At 50.1% G+C, this 21,176-nt stretch carries 24 protein-coding genes and 1 pseudogene; 9 read left to right on the top strand and 16 right to left on the bottom strand.

All coding sequences use genetic code 11. The features are described from left to right. Positions 1-36 precede the first annotated feature (36 nt). The 4 genes from ACM1PF_RS27805 to ACM1PF_RS27790 form a co-directional block, all read right to left on the bottom strand. On the bottom strand, positions 37-1,866 hold the full coding sequence (locus tag ACM1PF_RS27805) for a CocE/NonD family hydrolase (RefSeq protein WP_416669347.1): 1,830 nt from the start codon (positions 1,864-1,866) through the stop codon (positions 37-39). Between the two features lie 75 nt (positions 1,867-1,941). Further along, positions 1,942-2,397: a cupin domain-containing protein gene (locus tag ACM1PF_RS27800; RefSeq protein WP_416669345.1), complete on the bottom strand. Its 456-nt coding sequence runs from the start codon at positions 2,395-2,397 to the stop codon at positions 1,942-1,944. 365 nt (positions 2,398-2,762) lie between these two features. Further along, positions 2,763-3,539 (bottom strand): cysteine hydrolase family protein, encoded by a 777-nt coding sequence (locus ACM1PF_RS27795; RefSeq protein ID WP_416669343.1) that lies wholly within the window; start codon positions 3,537-3,539, stop codon positions 2,763-2,765. Positions 3,540-3,978: 439 nt separating this feature from the next. Further along, positions 3,979-4,371: a RidA family protein gene (locus ACM1PF_RS27790; RefSeq protein WP_416669341.1), complete on the bottom strand. Its 393-nt coding sequence runs from the start codon at positions 4,369-4,371 to the stop codon at positions 3,979-3,981. 125 nt (positions 4,372-4,496) lie between these two features. On the opposite strand from ACM1PF_RS27790, the gene ACM1PF_RS27785 reads away from it, so the two are divergent. Together ACM1PF_RS27785 and ACM1PF_RS27780 are read left to right on the top strand one after the other, a co-directional pair. Then, positions 4,497-5,921, top strand: a complete 1,425-nt coding sequence (locus ACM1PF_RS27785) for an amidohydrolase (protein WP_416669340.1) — start codon at positions 4,497-4,499, stop codon at positions 5,919-5,921. A gap of 342 nt (positions 5,922-6,263) precedes the next feature. Then, the gene (locus ACM1PF_RS27780) at positions 6,264-7,427 is read left to right on the top strand and encodes a sugar phosphate nucleotidyltransferase (protein ID WP_416669338.1); all 1,164 of its coding nucleotides are present in this window, start codon (positions 6,264-6,266) and stop codon (positions 7,425-7,427) included. 6 nt (positions 7,428-7,433) lie between these two features. Here the strand turns inward: ACM1PF_RS27780 and ACM1PF_RS27775 are convergent. Continuing rightward, positions 7,434-9,181: pseudogene (locus ACM1PF_RS27775) on the bottom strand (SulP family inorganic anion transporter). A 772-nt stretch (positions 9,182-9,953) separates the two neighbouring features. On the opposite strand from ACM1PF_RS27775, the gene ACM1PF_RS27770 reads away from it, so the two are divergent. After that, positions 9,954-10,202 (top strand): hypothetical protein, encoded by a 249-nt coding sequence (locus ACM1PF_RS27770; protein WP_416669337.1) that lies wholly within the window; start codon positions 9,954-9,956, stop codon positions 10,200-10,202. A gap of 297 nt (positions 10,203-10,499) precedes the next feature. Here ACM1PF_RS27770 and ACM1PF_RS27765 read toward each other — a convergent pair whose 3' ends face one another. Beyond that, positions 10,500-11,378 (bottom strand): hypothetical protein, encoded by an 879-nt coding sequence (locus ACM1PF_RS27765; RefSeq protein WP_416669335.1) that lies wholly within the window; start codon positions 11,376-11,378, stop codon positions 10,500-10,502. A 506-nt stretch (positions 11,379-11,884) separates the two neighbouring features. Between ACM1PF_RS27765 and pruA the strand changes: the two genes are divergently transcribed. Continuing rightward, positions 11,885-14,866 carry an L-glutamate gamma-semialdehyde dehydrogenase gene (pruA, locus tag ACM1PF_RS27760; protein ID WP_416669333.1) on the top strand — a complete coding sequence of 994 codons (2,982 nt, stop codon included), beginning with the start codon at positions 11,885-11,887 and terminating at the stop codon, positions 14,864-14,866. A gap of 213 nt (positions 14,867-15,079) precedes the next feature. Then, entirely contained in the window at positions 15,080-15,331 is a 252-nt protein-coding gene (locus tag ACM1PF_RS27755) for a DUF4351 domain-containing protein (protein WP_416669331.1), read from the top strand. A gap of 255 nt (positions 15,332-15,586) precedes the next feature. On the opposite strand, the gene ACM1PF_RS27750 is transcribed toward ACM1PF_RS27755, so the two are convergent. The 6 genes from ACM1PF_RS27750 to ACM1PF_RS27725 form a co-directional block, all read right to left on the bottom strand. Continuing rightward, positions 15,587-15,739 carry a hypothetical protein gene (locus ACM1PF_RS27750; protein WP_416669329.1) on the bottom strand — a complete coding sequence of 51 codons (153 nt, stop codon included), beginning with the start codon at positions 15,737-15,739 and terminating at the stop codon, positions 15,587-15,589. 232 nt (positions 15,740-15,971) lie between these two features. After that, positions 15,972-16,388, bottom strand: a complete 417-nt coding sequence (locus ACM1PF_RS27745; RefSeq protein WP_416669327.1) for an ISL3 family transposase — start codon at positions 16,386-16,388, stop codon at positions 15,972-15,974. Between the two features lie 35 nt (positions 16,389-16,423). After that, the gene (locus tag ACM1PF_RS27740; protein ID WP_416676821.1) at positions 16,424-16,684 is read right to left on the bottom strand and encodes a transposase; all 261 of its coding nucleotides are present in this window, start codon (positions 16,682-16,684) and stop codon (positions 16,424-16,426) included. Next, the gene (locus ACM1PF_RS27735; RefSeq protein ID WP_416669326.1) at positions 16,657-16,914 is read right to left on the bottom strand and encodes a transposase family protein; all 258 of its coding nucleotides are present in this window, start codon (positions 16,912-16,914) and stop codon (positions 16,657-16,659) included. Before ACM1PF_RS27735 ends, ACM1PF_RS27740 begins: the two co-directional genes overlap by 28 nt. Positions 16,915-16,941: 27 nt before the next feature. Beyond that, positions 16,942-17,187: a transposase family protein gene (locus tag ACM1PF_RS27730; protein ID WP_416669324.1), complete on the bottom strand. Its 246-nt coding sequence runs from the start codon at positions 17,185-17,187 to the stop codon at positions 16,942-16,944. A 266-nt stretch (positions 17,188-17,453) separates the two neighbouring features. Continuing rightward, on the bottom strand, positions 17,454-17,585 hold the full coding sequence (locus tag ACM1PF_RS27725; RefSeq protein WP_416669322.1) for a hypothetical protein: 132 nt from the start codon (positions 17,583-17,585) through the stop codon (positions 17,454-17,456). Positions 17,586-17,689: 104 nt separating this feature from the next. Here ACM1PF_RS27725 and ACM1PF_RS27720 point away from each other — a divergent pair, with 104 nt between their 5' ends. From ACM1PF_RS27720 to ACM1PF_RS27710, 3 genes are read left to right on the top strand one after another with little or no spacing between them, the layout of a single operon-like run. Further along, the gene (locus tag ACM1PF_RS27720; RefSeq protein ID WP_416669320.1) at positions 17,690-17,854 is read left to right on the top strand and encodes a hypothetical protein; all 165 of its coding nucleotides are present in this window, start codon (positions 17,690-17,692) and stop codon (positions 17,852-17,854) included. 32 nt (positions 17,855-17,886) lie between these two features. Next, a complete protein-coding gene (locus tag ACM1PF_RS27715) occupies positions 17,887-18,198 on the top strand; it encodes a hypothetical protein (protein ID WP_416669318.1) in 312 nt (103 codons plus the stop codon). After that, positions 18,186-18,656 (top strand): DUF2283 domain-containing protein, encoded by a 471-nt coding sequence (locus ACM1PF_RS27710; RefSeq protein ID WP_416669316.1) that lies wholly within the window; start codon positions 18,186-18,188, stop codon positions 18,654-18,656. The genes ACM1PF_RS27715 and ACM1PF_RS27710 overlap by 13 nt, the downstream gene beginning before the upstream one ends. A gap of 6 nt (positions 18,657-18,662) precedes the next feature. Here the strand turns inward: ACM1PF_RS27710 and ACM1PF_RS27705 are convergent, their stop codons facing one another. Further along, positions 18,663-18,866 (bottom strand): hypothetical protein, encoded by a 204-nt coding sequence (locus ACM1PF_RS27705; RefSeq protein WP_416669314.1) that lies wholly within the window; start codon positions 18,864-18,866, stop codon positions 18,663-18,665. A gap of 150 nt (positions 18,867-19,016) precedes the next feature. Next, on the bottom strand, positions 19,017-19,148 hold the full coding sequence (locus ACM1PF_RS27700) for a hypothetical protein (protein ID WP_416669312.1): 132 nt from the start codon (positions 19,146-19,148) through the stop codon (positions 19,017-19,019). A 120-nt stretch (positions 19,149-19,268) separates the two neighbouring features. On the opposite strand from ACM1PF_RS27700, the gene ACM1PF_RS27695 reads away from it, so the two are divergent. Continuing rightward, complete coding sequence (locus tag ACM1PF_RS27695; RefSeq protein WP_416669310.1) at positions 19,269-19,472, top strand: hypothetical protein; 204 nt, start codon at positions 19,269-19,271, stop codon at positions 19,470-19,472. A gap of 175 nt (positions 19,473-19,647) precedes the next feature. Here ACM1PF_RS27695 and ACM1PF_RS27690 read toward each other — a convergent pair whose 3' ends face one another. Beyond that, a complete protein-coding gene (locus tag ACM1PF_RS27690) occupies positions 19,648-20,541 on the bottom strand; it encodes an adenylate/guanylate cyclase domain-containing protein (protein WP_416669308.1) in 894 nt (297 codons plus the stop codon). Positions 20,542-20,554: 13 nt separating this feature from the next. Beyond that, positions 20,555-21,175, bottom strand: a complete 621-nt coding sequence (locus ACM1PF_RS27685; RefSeq protein WP_416669306.1) for a Pycsar system effector family protein — start codon at positions 21,173-21,175, stop codon at positions 20,555-20,557. Position 21,176: the final 1 nt, after the last annotated feature.

Raw genomic sequence — 21,176 nt, 5'->3', positions numbered from 1 at the left:
TTCAGGTGATTGAATTGGCATTCCTTGAGATCCCCCCTATTCCACTATGGGCAGTAGGATCCGCGAAAGTCGATCGCCTTCACTTTCAATCGTTACTGTAATCACCCTGGCATCAACTAAACGACAGCCGCCTGGCAAATCGCTGGTTCCTGAATTGATGGCATAGGCAGGGAAGCAGGCTGCGCTGATGCTGAGGCGAAGGGCACTCCCCTGGGGAATGCAGACACAGGTGGGTTGGAGGGAAAGGGCGATCGGGGTGGGGGAATGGGGAGTGGGGAGTGGGGCGGTAGGAGGAATCGGCAGTTGAGGGTTAGGGGGAACAGCCAGAGGAATTTTTGCAGAAGAGGCATCTGGTTCGTCTAGCTGCCCTTCAATGAGTTCCGCCAACTGTTGACTCGATTGTCGTCGATGTCCAATCCACTGATATCCCTGCGTGATGTTGTAAACCCGGCCATCTGGTTTCACCTCGGACAGGATTGCACAGAGATCAAAGCTGGGGGTATCGGCAGTGCAGTGTAGTTCTACATCGATCGCGCCTGCCAGATGCAGATCTTGCGCCAGCGGCTCGGAGGTGTAGGTGACCACATCGGTGCGGCAGTCCAGGTGAGTCCGATCGAAGGATCCGGCAGGAAGGGTGGCGTGACCACCGAGGGCGGGAACGGGTCGCCAGGGATCGTGGACGAAGGAGTCGGGGAGTGTGGAGTGTGGAGTCGGGAGTCGGGAGTCGGGAGTCAGGAGTCGGGAGTCGGGAGTCGGGAGTCGGGGAGCAGGGGTGAGTTTGCCTTCGGTGTCGGAGATACTGGAGAGTCCAGTGGTGAGCAGGTAATAGGATTTGGGGTTGCCCTGGGGGAACTGAGAGAATTTGCGCCAGTGATTGCTGCCCATTTCAAACAAACAGACGGGCGGTTCGTCCAGCAATCCAGTGTCCATTTCTTTAAGGAAGTGATCAAACCAGCGAAGTTGCAGGCGATCGATCGGGCTATTTGCCTCCATGCCATAATCCACTGCTCCCAGCTTGCGTCCCCAGGGGAGATGGGCCCACGGCCCGATAATCAGATGTTGTGGGAATTGACTGCGATCGGTCATGGCTTCGTATAGCTTGAGCGTGCCGCGCAGGTAGGGATCATACCAGCCGCCGATGTGCAGCATGGGCAGGTCTACGGTTTGAAGGTAGGTGCTGGGTGAAAGCTTACGCCAGTAATCATCTGGTTCAGGATGATCGAGCCAGTTGTGGTAATGGGAGTCAGGAGCATATTCGCGGAGAAGGGACGATCGGGCCAAAACCGGATTTTGCAGGGGCAGATTTCGTGAAGCAGCATAGAGGGTTTCAAAGGCAGATTCAGAGCCACCACGACGCAGGGTTTCAGCCGCCAGTTGGATCGCCCAACCTAAATTAAGCTGATAGCAAAAGGCTCCCCCCTCGTAGGCCCAGTCGTGGTACAGGTCATAGGCCACCATGCTGGGGCAAATTGTTTTTAAAGCGGACGCATGACCGATCGCCGCATAAAGCTGAGTCATGCCCTGGTAAGAAAACCCATACATTCCCACCCTGCCATTACTCTGCGGCAAATCCGCGACCCAGTTGACGGTATCGACCCCATCCTCAATTTCATGGGCAAACAGATCAAACTTCCCCCTGGAAGTGCCGCGACCCCGCACATCTTGAATCACCACAATATAGCCCTGAGCTGCATACCAGGTGGGATGGGCATACACCACCGTTGAGGCGATCGATCGGCCGTAGGGTTGGCGCATCAACAGCACCGGAAACTCACCCGCTCGATCGGGGTAGTACACATCGGCATCCAGGCGTACACCGTCCCGGGTGGTCATGGAGAGGGTTTGTTTGGGGTGGGGAGGGAGCATGGAGGGGGGAGGGGGGAGTCAGAAGGCAGGAGTCAGAAGGCAGGAGTCGGGAGGGGGAGGGGGGAGGGGGGGAATCTAGAATCTGAGATCGATCGCATCCGATCGCCGGAGGACTGCCATATCTTCTGCATCTAGCTCTACAGGGGTGCCACTGCGGATCAGTTCAGCAAAATCTTCGTTGGGAACCATAATGCACAGCGCATAGAGGCGACCTGCCCCAGTGTTTTCAATCACATGGGTTCCAGTAGGCGGGACGAGAATACTATCCCCTGCCTGGATCGGCACCGTTTTCCCATCGCAGGTGGCCAATCCTTCCCCTTTGAGGACGAAAAACATTTCCACTGCCAGATTATGGCGATTTGGTGGCGTTTTCCCGCCTGCATCAAAAATTTCTACACAATAGGTCAGCGACATGTTTGCAATGACGGGATCAAAGACGATCGCCAATCGGTTCGTATCCTGGGGACTGATCCGGTAAGCCTGATAGTCGATCGGGGTTTTGATGACGGGGATGACGCAGGTAGTTTCCATAGGGGTGGGGAGTGGGGAGTGGAAAGAAGAAGTGAGGAGTGAGGGGTGAGGAGTGAGGAGAGGGAAGGGAAAGAGTAGGAAGGAGGGGGAAGGGAAAGAGTAGGAAGGAGAGGGAAGGGAAAGAGTAGGAAGGAGGGGGAAGGGAAAGAGTAGGAAGGAGAGGGAAGGGAAAGAGTAGGAAGGAGGGGGAAGGGAAGCAGAGATGGTAGAGAAATAATTTTGGATTGGTGGGGGAGAAGTTCTGGGATTGGGGATTAAATAACCTGTTCACCGTGCTGCTGCTTTGACTAGGCGGGCAAGACTTCGGCTTGAGCCCAGTCGAAACGCTGCCCACTCCCCACTTCCCACTCCCTACTCCTCACTCCTCACTCCTCACTCCTCACTCCCTTCACAATCGCCAGCGAATCAGTCACAAACCCAAAACACTGATTCACGTTATAAATCGTGGACTGGAAACAGTAGTCGGGAGAGGTGGTAGCGGTGCAGTCGCGGAGGAGGATGCAGTCGTAGCCGAGGAAGTTGGCATCCTGGAGGGTGGCCATGACGCATTGATCGGCGTTGACTCCGGCGAAGAACAGGGTGGTTTTGCCGAGGTTGCGGAGGATGCTGTCGAGGGGGGTGTCCCAAAAGCCACTCATGCGATATTTGTCTACCTGAATGTCCGTTGGCTCGATCGCCAGTTCATCTACAACTGCTGCTGCCCAACTGTCTTTGATTAGCACTGGAGCCTTGTTTTTGGGTAAGGGATCGCCCAGACCAATTCCCTCTCCAGTTGGGTTGTAAACATGGCGCAGGGCAGGGCTAATGTTCAGCAGATCAGGACGATTGCCCCAATTCAACCAGACGATCGGCACATTGACCTGACGCAGTTCGGGCAACAGATGTTTGAGGGGCAGAATCGGTTCACGGGCAGGGGTGACATCTACGCCAATGTGGGCTAACCAGCCATCTGGATGACAAAAATCGTTTTGCATATCCACCACCACCATAGCCGCTTTAGTTAGATCCAGACGTAACGTTTTGGTATCGGTAGGAAGCATAATCGGTCGAGGGGGAACGGCGGGCCGAGTCAGATCTGCCATCTCAGCATCCACCCACCAGGCATTTGGAGAAACTCCCAGCGATCGAAGCGATCGATTCATTGGTATTTGTTCCATTGGTTGAAACACTGCTGCTAATGTACTGCTGTCTAATGCAAAAGGTTAGTTAAAGAATGCGAATTTAATAATCTGGAATTCTTGTGGGGTGGGCATCTTGCCTGCCCAGTCAACGAAGTAGAATCATTGCACAGGTTATTTAATCCACGATCCTAAGTTCCGTATTGCAGGGCACAGAGTAGAAGGCAGGGATTCGGGATCCTGGTTGACTGACAAAACTTTTCCCGTAGGTTGGGTTGTAGCTTGCTTCTGCGGAGCAGTACAGCGTGAAACCCAACACCAGTCTATGTTCTGTTGGGTTACGCTATCGCTAACCCAACCTACAGGAGAGTCAAGGTTTCAGGAGTTTTGTCAGGCAATCAGTGCGGGATCTCCCAGTTCTCTGGCAGGCAAGATGCCTGCGCTACGGTTTTGTTCTTACTTCCTATGTTCCGCAGTATGCAATTAAATCAATTTCAATCTCTCCCAATCCGGCCAATCCCGTGACCCCGATCGCCGTTCGCCCTGGAAACTGTCCGCTGGGAAAATAGGAGGCGTAGATTTCATTCACCACTGGGAGAAAGCGCATATCGGTAACGAAGACCCGCGCCATCACCACGCGATCGAATCCAGAACCTGCCTGATCCAATACTCGCTTGAGGTTATCTAGCACCTGTCGGGTTTGATCCTCGATTGGGCCGCGTACAACCTTCCCAGTTTCAGGATCTTGAGCAAGCTGCCCGGTGACAAACAAAAAATCCCCTGCTCGCACGGCATGGCAATACGGCGATACGGGTGGCAAGACATCATTTGGCAGGTTGATTCGTTCAAATACCATTCCTGATCTCCCAATTCGGCAATATGTTTGTGGTTTCTTGGCAAATTACGCAGCATTGCATACAAGAGGAATACTACATTCTGGCTACAATCCTTTATCTTGAAAGGAGTTTTTAATGGTTGGATATGACACAGGGTCAGGCAGCGTTTACGATTCAGAATGCGCTGGTTCCCACGGAGCAGGGCTACCAGACCGTAGATGTGCAAATTACTGATGGATGGATCAGGGCGATCGCATCTGAGCTACCCCCCGTGGGACAGGTGATCAATGCCTCTGGGCAGCTATTACTTCCTGGCTTTGTTAATGCCCACACCCATTCTTCTGAACTATGGCAACGCGGCATGATTTCACCCTTGCCCCTGGAGTTATGGTTGACGGAACTCTATGAGCTTGCCCCCCTGGAACCCGAACAAATTTACCTCAGTGCATTGGGAACGGCGGTGGAAACCCTGCTCTCTGGGGGAACAACGATCGTGGATCATCTGGTACTGATTCCCGGCAAGGAGGAAGAGACGATCGCGGCGGCGGTTCGGGCCTATCGAGAAATTGGGATTCGGGCCTTTGTGGCTCCCCTGATTCAAGATTTATCCCTGGAGGCAGGACTACCGATGCGGGGAGAGTCGATCGCCCATCCTCCCTACGGCCGCAGTACGGCAGAAACGCTGGCCCTGGTGGAACGCGCAGTGAACCAGTTCCATTGTCCAGAGGCAGGAATTTACATCATGGTAGCTCCCACGGGAATTCAGCTTTGCTCGGATGCTCTATTTGAAGGCAGTATGGCATTAAGCGATCGATATCAGCTCTGTCGCCATGCTCATCTGCTGGAAACTAAAGCCCAGTACGATTTAGCCAGGGAAAAGTATAGCTGCTCTGCCGTAGAACATCTGGATCGGTTGGGATTTCTGAACGCACAAACGTCTCTGGCCCACTGCGTCTGGCTGGATGATGCAGATATTACGCTTCTGGCAAAAACGCGAGCAACGGTGGTTCATAATCCGCTGAGCAATCTCCGGTTAGGCAGCGGGATTGCCCCCCTATTGAAATATCGACGGGCTGGCATCAATATCACCTTTGGCTGCGACGGTTCTGCCAGTAATGATTCGCAGGACTTGCTGGAGGTAATCAAAATTGGCACAATGCTGCACAATACAACCGATTTCGACTATCGCCACTGGATTACCCCCAGGGAGGCAGTGCAAATGGCTAGTTTAGGAGGAGCGATCGGGTTAAATTTGGCTGGACAAATCGGCACGTTGGAGGTCGGTAAAATCGCTGATCTGGTACTGTATGACCCGACGCAACATGGAGTATCTCCTCAGAGTGATCCGATCGGACTATTAATTTGGGGTCGTCCCATCCAGCCCGTTCGCTATCTCTGGGTCGAGGGTCGCCCGATTGTCACAGAGGGTCAGGTGACGACGATCGATCTGCCCTGGCTCAAAGAAGAAATACGACAGCATAATCTATGGAACAGTGAGCGATCGCCTATTCCCTTGAATCGGACTGAATCCCGCTACCGTCGAGTCATGGGCTTAGGTGAACTGGCATAACCATAGGCATATCCAATCCTAATGCTCACTACAATCAGCTACATTAATTTCAGTCTGGAGTCTGTTACGTGGCTCACAAAAATTTTGCAAAATGAGAAGGAGTTTCATGCCTCAGGAATGGGAACCTTTTGAAAGAGATGAGTTTAATCGGGTCGGGAAAACTGCCCGGAATTCGTTAGAACTCCTCTGTAATTTCACTTAAGTATAGATTCTGCAAATTTTTTCGCAAAACCGTGACTTTTGTTTAGCGATCTATGAAGCTTATGAAAGACTGGATAAGGTCGTTTGCTTGATTGTCTTTCGATTGTGTTTGCAACTCAGGTATTAGAGGGATAGAAGTTTATGAAAGCCATGATTCTGGCAGCCGGTAAGGGAACTCGTGTTCGCCCCATTACTTACACCATTCCCAAGCCGATGATCCCAATTTTGCAGAAACCTGTGATGGAGTTTTTGCTGGAACTCCTACGACAGCATGGTTTTGACGAAATCATGGTCAACGTCAGCCATCTGGCCCACGAAATCGAAAACTACTTTCGGGATGGGCAGCGGTTTGGCGTTCAGATTGCCTATTCGTTTGAGGGCAGCATTGTTGAAGGGAATCTGGTGGGTAAGGCGATCGGTTCGGCGGGTGGAATGCGGCGAATTCAGGATTTCTACCCCTTTTTCGATGATACGTTCATCGTGCTGTGTGGTGATGCGCTGATTGACCTGGATCTGACGGAAGCGGTGCGCTGGCATCGGGAGAAAGGGGCGATCGCCACCATCATTATGAAGAAAGTGCCCCGCGATCAGGTATCCAGCTATGGGGTTGTGGTGACGGACGAGGACGGACGCATCCAAACCTTCCAGGAAAAACCCGCTGTTGAAGAAGCCCTCAGTACTGATATCAATACGGGGATCTACATTTTCGAGCCAGAAATCTTTAACTACATTCCCTCTGGCGTGGAGTTTGACATTGGTGGCGACCTGTTCCCGAAACTGGTAGAGATGGGTGCGCCTTTCTACGGGGTTTCGATGGACTTTGAGTGGGTGGACATCGGTAAAGTGCCGGACTACTGGCAGGCGATCCGGGATGTGTTGATGGGCAAGGTCAAAAATGTACCGATTCCCGGTAAGGAAGTTGCCCCTGGGGTTTACACCGGACTGAATGTGGTGGTGAACTGGGACAAGGTAGACATCAAGGGCCCTGTGTACATTGGTGCCATGACGCAGATTGACGATGGAGCCACCATTATTGGCCCGTCCATGATTGGGCCAAGCTGCCACATTTGCAGTAATGCCACAGTAGACAACAGCGTAATTTTTGAGTACTCGCGCCTGGGGGCAGGGGTACGGCTGGTGGATAAGCTCGTCTTCGGTCGTTACTGCGTTGATAAAGCGGGAGCCGCGATCGACGTACAGGCGGCGGCTCTGGACTGGTTGATTACCGATGCCCGCAAGATTGATCCGATGCTACCCCCTGATGAACATCGCGTGATTGCTGAACTCCTGAGCAACGGTCGATAATGAGTCCTATTTCATCCGAGAGTCCATCATTGCCAGATGGGGAACCCTCTCCGGGTGAATCAGGGCGAGTGCCGATCGCAGGGCCTCAAATCGATCGCTGACCTGGTAAATTTGAGATGCAGAAGCTCCAACAGGGGCTTTTTGTCCGGGCTTTTGGGTAGATTTGTGGGCAGCCGCCAATCGGTGGAGTTCCAACGTTTCAATCCGATGTTGCACCTGTCCGGGCTGAACAACAATCCAGACGTAGCGTTGACTGCGGATAGAATCCTGCACCATCGCCTCGATCGCCAGGGCTGCTGTCACACCGATCGTGGGAACTTCAGTCAGATCCAGAACCAGAGCTTGATAATTTTTTACGATCGCTAGCCGTCGGGAGATACTCTTGGCGGCTCCAAAGCTCATGGGGCCGCCTAACTGGAACAGTAGAATATCTCCTCCAGATTGGGTCAGAATTTCCTGTTCAGCCAAACTCAAGTTTTTACATTCCGTGGGATCGGTGATGGCCTGAATCCGATCGCTCTGGACATCGGTGAGCCGCTTGATGGTCAGCAAGTTGGCAATAAACGTACCCACCAGCACTGCCGTAATCAGATCCACAAACACCGTCAAGAGCATGACCAGATACATTAATCCCGTCCCCTTTAAGGACAGTCTGGGGGCCCGTTTGATGAAGCCCCAGTCCAAAATATCTATCCCAACTTTCAACAGCAAACCCGCTAACACGGCCAGAGGAATCTGAGCGGTTAAGGGCCCGGCTCCAAACAGGACAACCAGCAACACCATTGCGTGAATCATTCCCGATAAAGGCGTTTTGCCCCCCGCCTGGACATTCACAACGGTTCGCATCGTGGCTCCGGCTCCTGGTAATCCACCCAACAACCCCGACAACAGGTTGCCGATGCCCTGACCAATTAGCTCCTTATCGGAATCATGCTGAGTGCGGGAAATGCTATCCGCCACCAGTGAGGTGAGCAGCGAATCGATCGCCCCTAAAACCCCCAGCATTAAGCCAGAACGCAACATTTCCAGGAGTGCATTCAAGCTGAAGGTGGGCATCCGCAGGGCAGGCAATCCTGATGGAATTGCACCAATTCGGGGAACATCAGCATTGCCAAACAGAACGACGGATACAAGGGTGACAAAGACCAACGCCAGGAGGGGAGACGGCAAAAACCGATTCAGCCGGGTGGGGGTAAAAAAGACGATCGCCAGGGTCAATAATCCCAACCCCACTGCAATCAGATTCGGTTCCTGGAAATAGGCAGGGAGTTGGCGCAATGTTTCCAGCACTGCCCCTGATCCAGTGTGACCCAGCAGGGGTGGCAGTTGGAGCAAAATGATAATTACCCCAATCCCAGACATGAAGCCAGAAATGACGGTGTAGGGCATCAGGGTAATGTATTGTCCTAACCGCATCATCCCAAACAGGATTTGCAACAGTCCCCCAATCATCACCACGGTAAAGGCCATCGCCAGCCCCGTATCGGGATAACGCGCCAGCAGAGAGGCAATTACGGTGGTCATCACCACGGTCATGGGCCCCGTCGGCCAGAAATCTGCGTTGGAGTACCACCAAATAGGGCAGCAAAGAACCCAATAATGATTGCTCCGTACAGCCCCGCGATCGCCCCTGCTCCAGAAGCAACTCCAAATGCCAGAGCCAATGGCAAAGCCACGATCGCCGCTGTCAGTCCGCCAAACAAATCACCCCGCAGATGCCGAAAGTGAATTGGATTGATCAGGTTTGTCACCACAATATTGTGATCCTGGTTAATGTTCTGTTCTTCAATGTAATGGGCAATGGGGCTTCTGGATCATGAACTTCTGTCAGATCAAATGTCAGATAAAAACAGTAATGTCAGATAAAAACAGTAGAGACACGGCGTGCCATATCCCTACCAGGATGAGTATTCAGTACGGATGAGATTTAAATCGTTGCATCCTGGGAAGGAATCAGTTTGTTCACGCCGTTTCCGTTGTAGCGACAGATATGGTTTTTACAGGCGATCGCCAATCCTTCTTGCAGTGTGTCCAACAGGATTGTCTGCCTATTTGACTGGGCGGGCAAGACTTCGGCTTGAGCCCTTCGACTTGAGCTCAGGAGTTCGGCGAGGCTCACTCGAGCCGTCGAAAGCTCAGTCGAAACGCTGCCCACCCCACAAGAGTCAGGTTATTTAATTTGCATTCGTAAGACAGAATCAGTCCCCTTAGCCCCTGCCCAATGGCAGCAAACAGTAACAATTTTGACTTGATTTGCTCGATCGATTGATGCTAATCTCTTCAGCTATAGCTGTCTTTTGGGTTGCACAGACCTGGGGGATAGCTGGACGACCTGGAGACGAATTCTCTAACGGAGGTCAAGCGTCGCGCCTGCAAGCCAAACGCTCAACCTCCTGACCCAGACTAAACCGGCTAGTCCAGGCTAGGGTGTATGATAACACCCGATGCCTTCCGCTTGCCCTGTCTGAACGAGGGCTAGTCTCTGGGGTTTCTTCCAACCCTGGAATGTAAGGAGATTTATTTAATATGTCCGACAAACGATTCGGTCAGCCTCCTATGGGCGATCGACTGATTTCCCCTGCCCGTCGCTCCGTGAAAATTCTGATGATTGGTCAACCCAATGATGTGGAATTGACCATTGCCCGTCTGTACCAGTGCGATTTCTGCCGAGTCGAAGACTGGTCACGTCCCCTACCCTTCTCCCAGATTCAACAGGCCACCACCAAAGAACCCGGAGAAATTATGCGGATCTACGTGCGATCGATGACGCTTTAAGTCAGGGCGCACAGCGGTGCGCCTCTACCCGATCTCCCCTTTGTTGCTCTCTTGTGGGGTGGGCATCTTGCCCGCCCAATCAGAAATGTAAAACGATCGCCGATCTCCCCTTTGTTGCTCTCTTGTGGGGTGGGCATCTTGCCCGCCCAATCAGAAATGTAAAACGATCGCAGATCATTCAATCTGCAATCCTGAAGTGATCCTGTTTCCATTCTCAAACTCATCGAGACTGGATCGGGTTTCGATCAGATCTGGAACTTCTGGGAGCAATAGTTGACCCAGTTAGTAACCAGATATTTATTGGCAAATGGCCTGCCCCCAGCGACCGTCATAGCCTACAGAAATTCGATCGCCCGGTTGAGCCGCTGCGGTAGAGAGATGCACCAGGGTGACATCCGCCATTGCACTGACAGAACCCCGCCAGAGACTTTGTCCAGCACTGTTTTTACCCGTGTAGGAAAGCGTGGAAACGAGAGGTTCGTCTGCCTCAGAAGTGCGGGGCAAGAACTCAACCCGACTGAAACCTGCATCACTATTAAAGTAGGCTGTGAAGTCTACTTCATCTTGAATGACCCCAGAGCAGTTTAACGAGAGTCCATTGGGATTTGGAGCAGTGGCAACGAGTTCATCATTCCCCGCATCTGGTGCAACAACCGGGCTAGCTTCCGGACTGGGCACAGCCGCGATCGGCTCACTGTCATTTTCAGTCGGAGTAATGGTATCCACATCCTGACTGGTATCCTCCCCGGACTCTAGCACACTCGTCTGTCCAAACGCCTCAACGGTCACATTGTCTTCCCCGTCCAACACCTGAATAAAACAGGTTCCATCCAGGTAAAACCGCGTGAAAACAGCGCGATCGTCTCGATAGCCATAGGTTCTGCTGCCATCATTGTTACTTAAGACAGCGACTGGGCTGACCTGGCTAGATACCGTTTCATTAGTGCTGGCGAAGGTTAACTGAGGTTCCCCATCACTCCACATGACTTCAGCGACATGCGTAGGAGTGTTGCAGACAAGATTCTGCCCGGTCATGGATGAACCATCGGTTTGAGCGGAATTGGCATCTGAGGCAGGATCACCATTTCCTCTACAACTGAGCAACACTCCAGTGAGTAAACCAACACTGATATAAATACCTAAACGACGAATTTTCAAATGTCTAGTGCGTTTCATTTCCCACCCACTCCCTTTATGAATTTTGCTTGTGCCTAAATCTAAAAATTTTTTGTGTAATTAATAATATCTAGAAAGCGGCGGATCGTTACACCCTAGCTCCGTTGCTCCTGAAGGCCGATCGGATCAAAAGGACTGAAGCCGATCGAAACCAGCCTGCCCTATTCCTTTGCCGTTGGTGGTGGAAGTGAGGGATTCGGGGTATGGGAAAAATAACTCAGTAGGGGACACATAACAGTACGCCCTTACAGTAGATCCCTCAGAAATAGGGCGCATTCCGTAGTGCCGCTATCTTGCCTGCTGCTCAAATCTCTGCATTCCTTAACAATTGGCTGTTGTTATTCCATTCACCGTTGACAATAGTAAATATAGGCTGTTGCAGGATACCAGCAATCATTGATTTGGGTTCTTTGAATGTGCTGATCCATTGCGAGCCGATTCGAGGTTTCAGCGTCCCTCTTGACTGGGCTGAACCTTGTTTTACAAATAGAGGGGGAGTATTACCTGTGGTTGTACAAGTTTCTGAAAGCACCTACGAATCGCAAACCCAAACGATCGCCCGCCATCTGCTGGAGGTAACGCGGGAAAATCGATCGATTTTTGCCCAAATGCGGGATCAGATGCGCTGGGATGACAAAATGCTGGCCTGGGCGATGAGCAATCCGGGGTTGCGGGTGCAGTTGTTTCGCTTCATTGACTGCCTGCCGTCTTTGCGCAGTAAGGCGGAGATTGCCCGTCATCTTCAGGAATATTTAAGCGATGAGTCAGTGGAATTGCCAGGAGCGTTGAAGGGAATGCTGGGGTTTGCCAGCCCCGATTCTTTGCCCGGACAGGCGGCCGCAACCACTGTTTCAACGGCGGTGGAAACCCTGGCGCGGAAGTACATTGCTGGGGAGAACGTGAAGCAAGTCCTGAAGGCGATCGAACATCTGCGGAAGGACAAGATGGGGTTTACGGTGGATCTGCTGGGGGAAGCGGTGATTACCGAAGTAGAGGCCCAATCCTACCTCGATCGCTACCTCAACTTAATGGAGGAACTCACCGAAGCCGCCAAACGCTGGTCTACGGTTCCTATCATCGATCAGGCAGATGGTGAGCCATTGTCGAAGGTACAGGTGTCGGTGAAGCTGACGGCTTTCTATTCCCAATTTGATCCACTCGATCCAAAGGGCAGCCAGGCGCGGGTGATCGATCGGATTCGGACGCTGCTCAGACGGGCTAAAGAATTAGGGGCGGCGGTTCACTTTGACATGGAACAGTATGCCTACAAAGACCTGACCATTGCCATCCTGCAAGATCTGCTGATGGAGGAAGAGTTCCGCGATCGGACGGACATTGGAGTCACCTTGCAGGCCTATCTGCGGGATACGGAGCAGGATCTGGAACGCTGGATTGAGTGGGCCAAGCGACGGGGCAAGCCTGTCACCGTCCGGCTGGTGAAGGGAGCCTACTGGGATCAGGAGACGATCAAGGCGATCCAGCATGACTGGCAGAATCCAGTATTTGCCCACAAGTCTTCGACGGATGCCAGCTTTGAGTCCCTGACCCGCCGACTGCTGGAGAATCATGAGTATCTCTATGCCGCGATCGGCAGCCATAATGTCCGTTCCCAGGCCCATGCGATCGCCATTACCAGGGAGCTAAAGATTCCGGCGCGACGGATTGAACTACAGGTGCTGTACGGCATGGCGGATAAGCTGGCGAAAACCCTGGTGAATGAAGGGTTCCGGGTGCGGGTGTATTGTCCCTATGGTGAGTTAATTCCGGGGATGGCCTACCTGATTCGTCGCTTGCTGGAAAATACAGCGAATACTTCCTTCCTGCGGCAAAACCTGGAGGAACGCCCGGTGGAAGAACTGCTGGCTCCCCCTGAAATGGAATCCCCCTGGGCCTTCTCGGAAACCATTCCCCACAACGGCTTTAAGCATTCGGCGGATACGGATTTTTCGATTTCTGAGGAACGCGATCGAGCCTTTGCGGCAATTCGATCGGTGCGGGAACAGTTGGGCAAAACTTACCTGCCGCTGGTGAATGGGGAGCGGGTCAACACCCTCAATTACGTCAACTCGGTCAATCCCTCCAATCCAGAGGAAGTGGTGGGACAGGTTGGACTCCTGAGCATCGAGCAGGCAGAGCAGGCGATTCAGGCGGCGAAGGCCGCTTTCCGAGGCTGGAAGAAAACTCCTGCCCGCGATCGAGCGGATATTCTGCGGCGGGCGGCCAACCTGATGGAGCAACGGCGGGAGGAACTCTGTGCCTGGATGGTGTTGGAAACCGGGAAACCTTTACACCAGGCAGACCCAGAGGTGTCAGAAGCGATCGATTTCTGCAATTACTATGCCGAGGAAATGGAACGGCTCGATCGGGGGCACAGTTACGATGTGGCTGGGGAAACCGATCGCTACCATTACCAGCCCAGAGGCATCAGTGTGGTGATTTCGCCCTGGAACTTTCCCCTGGCGATTCCGGTGGGCATGACGGTGGCTTCTTTGGTGACGGGAAACTGTACCTTACTGAAACCGGCGGAAACTTCCTCAGTGATTGCCGCGAAAATTACGGAAATCCTGGTGGATGCGGGCATTCCTGAGGGCGTGTTCCAATACGTGCCCAGTAAGGGTTCCACGGTGGGCGCGTACCTGGTGAAGCACCCTGATGTCCATATGATTACCTTCACGGGTTCCCAGGAAGTCGGCTGTCAAATTTACCGGGATGCGGCAGACCTGCAACCGGGACAGAAACACCTGAAGCGGGTGATTGCCGAAATGGGTGGCAAGAATGCCCTGATCGTCGATGAGAGTGCGGATCTGGATCAGGCGGTTCAGGGGGTTGTCTATTCAGCGTTCGGCTATAGCGGTCAAAAGTGTTCTGCCTGTTCCCGAGTCATCGTTCTCGAACCAATCTACGACATCTTCGTGAAGCGGTTAATTGAGGCGACGCGATCGCTCAACATTGGTATTGCCGAAGACCCCAGTACCCAGGTCGGGCCAGTGATTGATGGAGCGGCTCAAAAGCGGATTCAGGAGTACATTGAAAAAGGCAAACAGGAAGCAACGGTCGCGCTAGAACTCCCTGCACCTGACCCTGGTTTCTTCGTTGGCCCGGTGATCTTCACCGATGTTTCCCCCACGGGAACGATCGCCCAGGAGGAAATCTTCGGCCCCGTCCTGGCTGTGCTCCGAGCCAGTACATTCGACGAGGCGATCGACATTGCCAACCACACCAACTATGGTCTGACCGGAGGACTCTACTCCCGCACCCCCTCCCACATTCAGCGGGCCCAGGAGGACTTTGAGGTAGGCAACCTGTACATCAACCGTCACATCACCGGGGCGATCGTCGCTCGTCAACCCTTTGGCGGCTTCAAGCTCTCTGGAGTCGGCTCTAAGGCGGGCGGCCCGGACTACCTGCTGCAATTCCTGGAACCGCGTCACATCAGCGAGAACGTACAACGGCAGGGGTTTGCGCCGATCGAGGGGGCGGAACAGTAGGGGAGTGAGGAGTGAGGAGTGAGGAGTCGGGAGTGGGGAGTCAGGAATGAAGACCTGATTTGTCTTCTGTCCTATACCTTTTGACTTCTGCCTTTCTCTTGTGGGGTGGGCATCTTGCTCGCCCCTTCAACCAGGCGATCGAATTCAGTAATTTTGATTGCGAGGAAATGTCAAATCGAGAAAGAGAAACCGATCGCACTCGCGATTGAAGCCGTGCTGGATATCACACTACAAGAAACGCGAGTTTATCGAGAAATCAAGGAGGAAGGACGAGAGGAAGGGCGGCAACAGGAGGCTGTCAACTTTGTGATGCGGCTGTTGACGAAGCGGTTTGGGGAGTTGCCTCAAGTAGTTAGGGTGCGGATTGAAGGTCTGGCTCTCGAAGAGTTGGAGGCATTGGGTGAGGCGTTGCTGGATTTTGAGGGCGTGGATGAGTTGCAGAAATGGCTGGCGGAGCGGGGTTGAGCCGCGCCGATATTAGCAACAATTTATACCAGAGCTTTACTCAATTAAATACCTGAAGAGGTCATCAAGAATGAGGTTCGCAGCCAGAGGTCCGATTACCGTGCCATCTGTTGATATCTACTTGGTACACTTGATTGTTTTGAACCGCCTGGAGTGTAGCCCAGATGGGAGAGTTTAAGTAATTTGAGGTTCCCGTTTTGCGATCGGTAATGAGCAATATGACATCCGCATCATGTTCTGAGATCACTTCCGGGATCAGGGGTGGACTATGGTATCGTCCAAAGGTTGAGGAATCCCAGCGATAATCCAATGCTCATAAGTCCCAGCAGAACCGATCGGGTCTTGCCCATTGGCTTTGGCAACTTGCGAACAGAAGCGGCAGTCGAGTTCTAGGGTATTAGCGGTCATAAATACCTCTTGTTTTGGATAGTCAGACGTTGATCATGATCAACCGTTACGGTCGATGAAATGGAAGAGAGTTGCCTGTAAATCTGACGATACAAATGATAGGTAGTGAGAATTAAATCCGGCTTAAGTTCTACTATTTTCTCTAGATTTGACTGCTCCATACTCCTAAGGATTTCAAGTTCCTCAGATTGTTCAGAAGAGGGGTCTCCCGTTAGTAAGGTGATAACTTTTTTTAATCAGAAAAGCAAGCTAATAGCCTTTCTCGGAAATTGTTGAAGTTTACGAAGCCATAGGCTTGCCGTTTAATCAGCTTAATTCGATTATTGATTCCCTCCATTGCACCGCTAGTCGTCCGATTCCGAAAATAATTACTAATTCCATCCAAGTGATTACGGATCGTTTTAATTGCTTCACTATAAACGGCTCGGGCTTTATTCAACCACTCCTGGATCTGACGTTTCCCTTCCTCAACAGTTAATGACTGCTCATAAATAGCACGAAACTCTTCCTTCCATTGATAGGCTTTTGCTAATCGCTTTGACCTTTTCAACAACGATGCTAACCTTTTCGTTTCTTCTGGAGTTAGATCCTTTCCGTTCTTCAATCTAGTAGGGGTAGATTCCCCGCCGCTCTGCGGCGAAGAGGACAAACTGCAATCCGAAGCTCTAGGTTCGGCAGCAGATCCTATTCCATACCCCGTCCGCTTGCGGCGGGGTTCGTTGATTCTGTATTCACTACTTTAATGACATGGAAGCTGTCAATTACAACTACTGCGTTGGGAAACACTTTCTTAACTACTTTCGGGAATCCTCCCCACATGTCAACACTCACTTCCTCAACCTGCTCTCGTACCTCCAAAGGCTGCTGCTCCAGCACTTCGATAATGTCTTCTTGTTGGTGACTGTCTATCACTTCGATTAACTTCCCGGCTTCAATGTCCCCGATAACTGTGGCAAAGTTCTGGTGCCCTTTACGCTTGCTGATTTCATCAATTCCGACCCGTTTAACTCCCTCCCATCCAGAGTTTTTTTCTGAGCGTACTGATGCTTAAAGATTCCTTGAATCCGGTCAAAACTTAATCCTTCTACTCGGCTAACTTGTTCAATACTGGACAGTTGCACTTGCTGATAAATATGCTCCTCATATCGTCGGGTATACTGATGTCCTTCATCCATAAATGTCAATGCTTCGGTGAAATAACGTTAACAATCACGGCAATAAAACTGACGACGAGGAACTTTCAGGTAAGTGACTTGACCAAAAATTGATAAATCCCGGATTAAAATCGCTCGATTTTGATGAACCCCTGAACTCAATGTCTGACAGTGGGGACAGTTAGCTTCCTCATTGAGCAAGCGCAGCTTTAAGTACACTTCATTGCTTTGTTGAGTGCAACTTTCAACCGTAACATGAGGAAAATTCAGCAATGCATCAAGATGAAAGTCCATTGGCGAAACTCCCACTAAAAGCATTCTATTATACGGTTTTCACCCCGATCCGGAAGAGCCATTTTGGTCAGCAAGGATTCGACAATCAAGGCTTGGGCATCGTTCAACATCAGCATGGCAAATCTCCAGGGGAAAGGGGCGATCGGGTTTAGAACGATCGGTTGTGGGGTTGTGTGGGTAGGGGCGAAGCATTTGCGTAGACAATTTCTATTTTGGGCAATACATTTTGCCGCAAATGCTTCGCCCGTACAGGGGATGGTGTCAATTCAGGAATCGATCGGTTTGTTGCGTTTATGCAGGATGGCGAGGGCTTTGTCGAGATCGGAGGTTTTGATGGAGCGTAAGTCCATGAGGAGTTTGCGGATCAGGTTGAACTCATCATCGGAGAGGGTGGGCATAGGTTGACCTCATCTAAGGTAGATTACCTTCATCTACGCTAATCTCGTTTACCCTCAATTGCAAGAGGGCAAGTAAAATTACCCTAGACCAATGGTTCTAGGGCATGACTACCAGAAAAACTCAGAAAAGCTGTTATTTCGACGAAGAAACGATCGCCAGGGTGCAAGACATCGCCGATAGCGACAATCGATCGTTTGCCTATGTTGTTGAGGTTTTGGTTAAAGAAGCTCTGGAAGCGAGGGAAAAGGCTTCTGGGAAGACGGGTTGAGTGGTCAAAAAGCGAGATAAGAGATAGCTTGAATGAAGGTTGTCCGTTCAGTAAATGGTGTGTTGATTCGCTTGCCAGATGAACGGTGGCAACATATCATCAGTCGTCATCCAGAACTGGTTGTCCAAGAGGAGAAACTGTTAGAGACGATCGCCCAACCGGATCAAATTCAATCAGGAGACACTGGAGAGTTACTGGCAATTCGCTTTTACCCACAAACGCCATTGACGAGTAAATTTATGGTGGTGGCTTATCGAGAAATTTCGCTGGATGACGGTTTTGTTCTGACTGCCTATTTCACCAATCGCCCTTCTCCCCGCAGGATCACATTATGGACGCAGTAAGAATTCTCCAAAATCCCCCTGAGGTGTCGTGGGACTACGATGAAGAGGCGGATGTGCTGTATGTCTCGGTGGGTAAACCACAGCCTGCTTTGGGTGTGGATATTGGCGATGGGGTGATTCTGCGCTACAGCGAAACTCGAAATGCGGTGGTGGGTTTAACTCTTATTGGGCTGCGCGCCAGGTTGCAAGATGAGCAACAGCATCCGTCTGGGATTGACCCTTCCCAAAGGTTAATTCAAGCGGCTGAAGAGACGAAGGCATTACTGAATCAACTGTCGCAAGTGTATTCCAGTGTTGCGATCGTGGGAGCAAAGGCGATCGAGGAAATTGAGTGTAATTCAGTCCTCAAAGCTCAAATCGTTAATGCTCTGAAGGTCGGTGGAATGACAACCTTTGAAACCCTGGTTGACCATCCGGCGGTTGGCATCATTACGGCAGCCGTGAAAGGGGAACTGTAGACAACGTTAAATCTCCGATCGCAGTTGCCGCACAATTTCATCAGCCAGATTTTTGCTCCAGGTTTGCTCAAAGGGGCAGGAAACGGTTCGCCCTTGCTGAAACCAACCGATCGCTTCTTCCAGTTGAGCTACAGAATAGGCATCGTTAATCAGCATTTTGGTCAGTAAGGATTCGACAATCAGGGCTTGGGCATCGTTCAACATCAGCATGGTAAATCTCCAGGGGAAAGGGGCGATCGGGTTTAGGACGATCGGTTGTGGGGTTGCGTGGGTAGGGGCGAAGCATTTGCGTAGACAATTTCTATTTTGGGCAATACATTTTGCCGCAAATGCTTCGCCCGTACAGGGGATGGTGTCAATTCAGGAATCGATCGGTTTGTTGCGTTTATGCAGGATGGCGAGGGCTTTGTCGAGATCGGAGGTTTTGATGGAGCGTAAGTCCATGAGGAGTTTGCGGATCAGGTTGAACTCATCATCGGAGAGGGCAGGCATGGTGAAAGACCTCAATAAGAATCAATAAATCCATAATACGTAAAGTGCCACATTACGGCAAGTGTAACATCACCTATTCGTGATCAGAGAAAATGTACTTGTACGGGCATAGGGTAAACAGTGGCTAGGAAACGCAAGCCAGAGATCAGAGTATTTGTGGATGAGGATCTGGATAGACTCCTCAAAGCATTGGCAGGACTGAAAGACACCTCATTGAGCGGACTGGTAAATGAGGCGATCGAATTTTTTATTCAGGAAAATGAAGAGGCTAGAGAGCTGATCGATCGGCATAACCTGGATCAGATAAAGGGTGATGATGAATGAGAATTTTATTTTCTAAAAGATTTTATGTGTAAAAAGAATTCAAATACTTCGACAAGAAAACGACCGCCAAGGTTCAAGGCATCGCCGATAGCGGCAATCGATCGTTTGTCTATGTTGTTAAGGTTTTAGTTAAAGAAGCTCTGGAAGCAAGCGAGAAAGCAATTAACAAGAACATTTAATACGTCTTTAACTTTTCATTAAGTGCTAAAAGTCGTTGGCAATGTGATCTCCCGTGTAGTTCAGACCAGTTGTCACATAGAACATATGCAGTGTCGAAACTAAAACTTTTTCCTGAATGTTTTAATGATTTACGTTCTATTTCCCAATCAAAATCTGAATCAAGTCCTTCCAAATCTAAACCTTCAAAGAACCTAGAAGACATCCAAAGTTGATTTTCAGAAGATAAGCTAGATAACTTCGCTGCCATATTGACAGGTTGTCCTGCCCAAACTTCATTTTGTCTATCTGGTCTATTTGCTGCTCTTTTAAATCCAAATTTTCTTACTAAGATATCCCCTTGATCGATTCCAAAGTGACCACCTACTGCTTTTCTGGTAGCCTGCATAGTTTTTGGTGTGAAATAATAATAAACAAATGTCTTAAACGAAATTGTAGCCGCCAAAGCGGTATATGCCTGATCTGAATTAAATAGGGCAAATACTCCATCTCCTTTTACATCAATATACGGAGAATCAAATTCATTAAATATCCTAATAGCTGTCTCTGTGAAAAGTCTGTATATCTTAGCAAGTTTTTCATCATTTTCGACAGAAGCACTCAATGCTGTCGATCCGGCCATATCAACAAAGCAGCATATGATTCCCGGAATTTTGTCCCATCTGTTAGGATTCACAATAGGAATATTAGGCGAAACAAAAATCTTTGATTTTTCATTAATAGATATATGCTCTCGAAAAATTTGAAGTTCCTTAGAAATAACTGTAGGGATATCTTTGCAAAACTGATTTTTTAGAGCTTCAATATTTTTGCTCTTCTTGAACAGTGAAAACTCACATACCGCAAAAATTATTAAAAGAACAATTACGACCAACAAGAGTTCAAAAGACATAGGATTGATAAAACTAAGAAGCTAAGAAACCTATTAACATGGAAAATGGCGTACAAAGTAGAGCAGCAATTAGAAAATAAGAAGCCCAGGTAAAAAATTTGAATTTCATGTATGCAATCTCAGAATTGATAATAATTTGATCTGCTAAATCTCCATACTCTTTTTTATCCAAATTTTTGGTTAACCCTTCCAAATACAATCTATTCAGAGCATCCAAAAGTTCATCTTTGTTGAACTTATAAAGATGTCCATAGAAATACAAATTATCCTTATCAGTAGGAAGTCCTTTAGATTTTCTTCCTGGCTTTTGCTTTCTCCAAATAAGAATTTCAAGATTCGTCTTAGGCAGAAAAGATAAGGAACAGATAAGTGAGCAAATACACAATAGCAAAGTGGTTATCAGGATGCCAACCTCTAAGATCTGTCCTATATCTGATGCAGCACTTAAATAAGTTATAGTTGCTGTAAATCCTGCGCCAGAGAATCCAAGTAATACAGCATTTTTCGCTTCAGCGTACTTTAACCACTCATTAACCATTGAAAGAATGGTTTGTAACTTATCAATCATCTCTCTTATGAATTTATAGAACTGCTTAAAGCATTGAACAGGTGCATCCCGATTTTGCATTTGCATT

It is taken from the genome of Egbenema bharatensis FJBBOT/2019, assembly GCF_048077055.1.
Classification (GTDB): domain Bacteria; phylum Cyanobacteriota; class Cyanobacteriia; order Elainellales; family Elainellaceae; genus Egbenema; species Egbenema bharatensis.
Note: the sequence above shows the minus strand (reverse complement) of the source record. Positions and strands in the feature narration are given on the sequence as shown.

Excerpts from the sequence above, each read along its gene's own strand:
- ACM1PF_RS27790 (WP_416669341.1), bottom strand. The coding sequence starts at position 4,371 with ATGGTATTTGAACGAATCAACCTGCCAAATGATGTCTTGCCACCCGTA.
- ACM1PF_RS27685 (WP_416669306.1), bottom strand. The coding sequence starts at position 21,175 with ATGCAAATGCAAAATCGGGATGCACCTGTTCAATGCTTTAAGCAGTTC.
- ACM1PF_RS27765 (WP_416669335.1), bottom strand. The coding sequence starts at position 11,378 with ATGAAACGCACTAGACATTTGAAAATTCGTCGTTTAGGTATTTATATC.
- ACM1PF_RS27780 (WP_416669338.1), top strand. The coding sequence starts at position 6,264 with ATGAAAGCCATGATTCTGGCAGCCGGTAAGGGAACTCGTGTTCGCCCC.
- ACM1PF_RS27720 (WP_416669320.1), top strand. The coding sequence starts at position 17,690 with ATGACTACCAGAAAAACTCAGAAAAGCTGTTATTTCGACGAAGAAACG.
- ACM1PF_RS27805 (WP_416669347.1), bottom strand. The coding sequence starts at position 1,866 with ATGCTCCCTCCCCACCCCAAACAAACCCTCTCCATGACCACCCGGGAC.
- ACM1PF_RS27700 (WP_416669312.1), bottom strand. The coding sequence starts at position 19,148 with ATGCCTGCCCTCTCCGATGATGAGTTCAACCTGATCCGCAAACTCCTC.
- ACM1PF_RS27735 (WP_416669326.1), bottom strand. The coding sequence starts at position 16,914 with ATGGATGAAGGACATCAGTATACCCGACGATATGAGGAGCATATTTAT.
- ACM1PF_RS27715 (WP_416669318.1), top strand. The coding sequence starts at position 17,887 with ATGAAGGTTGTCCGTTCAGTAAATGGTGTGTTGATTCGCTTGCCAGAT.
- ACM1PF_RS27710 (WP_416669316.1), top strand. The coding sequence starts at position 18,186 with ATGGACGCAGTAAGAATTCTCCAAAATCCCCCTGAGGTGTCGTGGGAC.
- ACM1PF_RS27785 (WP_416669340.1), top strand. The coding sequence starts at position 4,497 with ATGACACAGGGTCAGGCAGCGTTTACGATTCAGAATGCGCTGGTTCCC.
- ACM1PF_RS27705 (WP_416669314.1), bottom strand. The coding sequence starts at position 18,866 with ATGCTGATGTTGAACGATGCCCAAGCCCTGATTGTCGAATCCTTACTG.
- ACM1PF_RS27725 (WP_416669322.1), bottom strand. The coding sequence starts at position 17,585 with ATGCCCACCCTCTCCGATGATGAGTTCAACCTGATCCGCAAACTCCTC.
- ACM1PF_RS27730 (WP_416669324.1), bottom strand. The coding sequence starts at position 17,187 with ATGGACTTTCATCTTGATGCATTGCTGAATTTTCCTCATGTTACGGTT.
- ACM1PF_RS27800 (WP_416669345.1), bottom strand. The coding sequence starts at position 2,397 with ATGGAAACTACCTGCGTCATCCCCGTCATCAAAACCCCGATCGACTAT.
- ACM1PF_RS27750 (WP_416669329.1), bottom strand. The coding sequence starts at position 15,739 with ATGACCGCTAATACCCTAGAACTCGACTGCCGCTTCTGTTCGCAAGTT.
- ACM1PF_RS27770 (WP_416669337.1), top strand. The coding sequence starts at position 9,954 with ATGTCCGACAAACGATTCGGTCAGCCTCCTATGGGCGATCGACTGATT.
- ACM1PF_RS27690 (WP_416669308.1), bottom strand. The coding sequence starts at position 20,541 with ATGTCTTTTGAACTCTTGTTGGTCGTAATTGTTCTTTTAATAATTTTT.
- ACM1PF_RS27795 (WP_416669343.1), bottom strand. The coding sequence starts at position 3,539 with ATGAATCGATCGCTTCGATCGCTGGGAGTTTCTCCAAATGCCTGGTGG.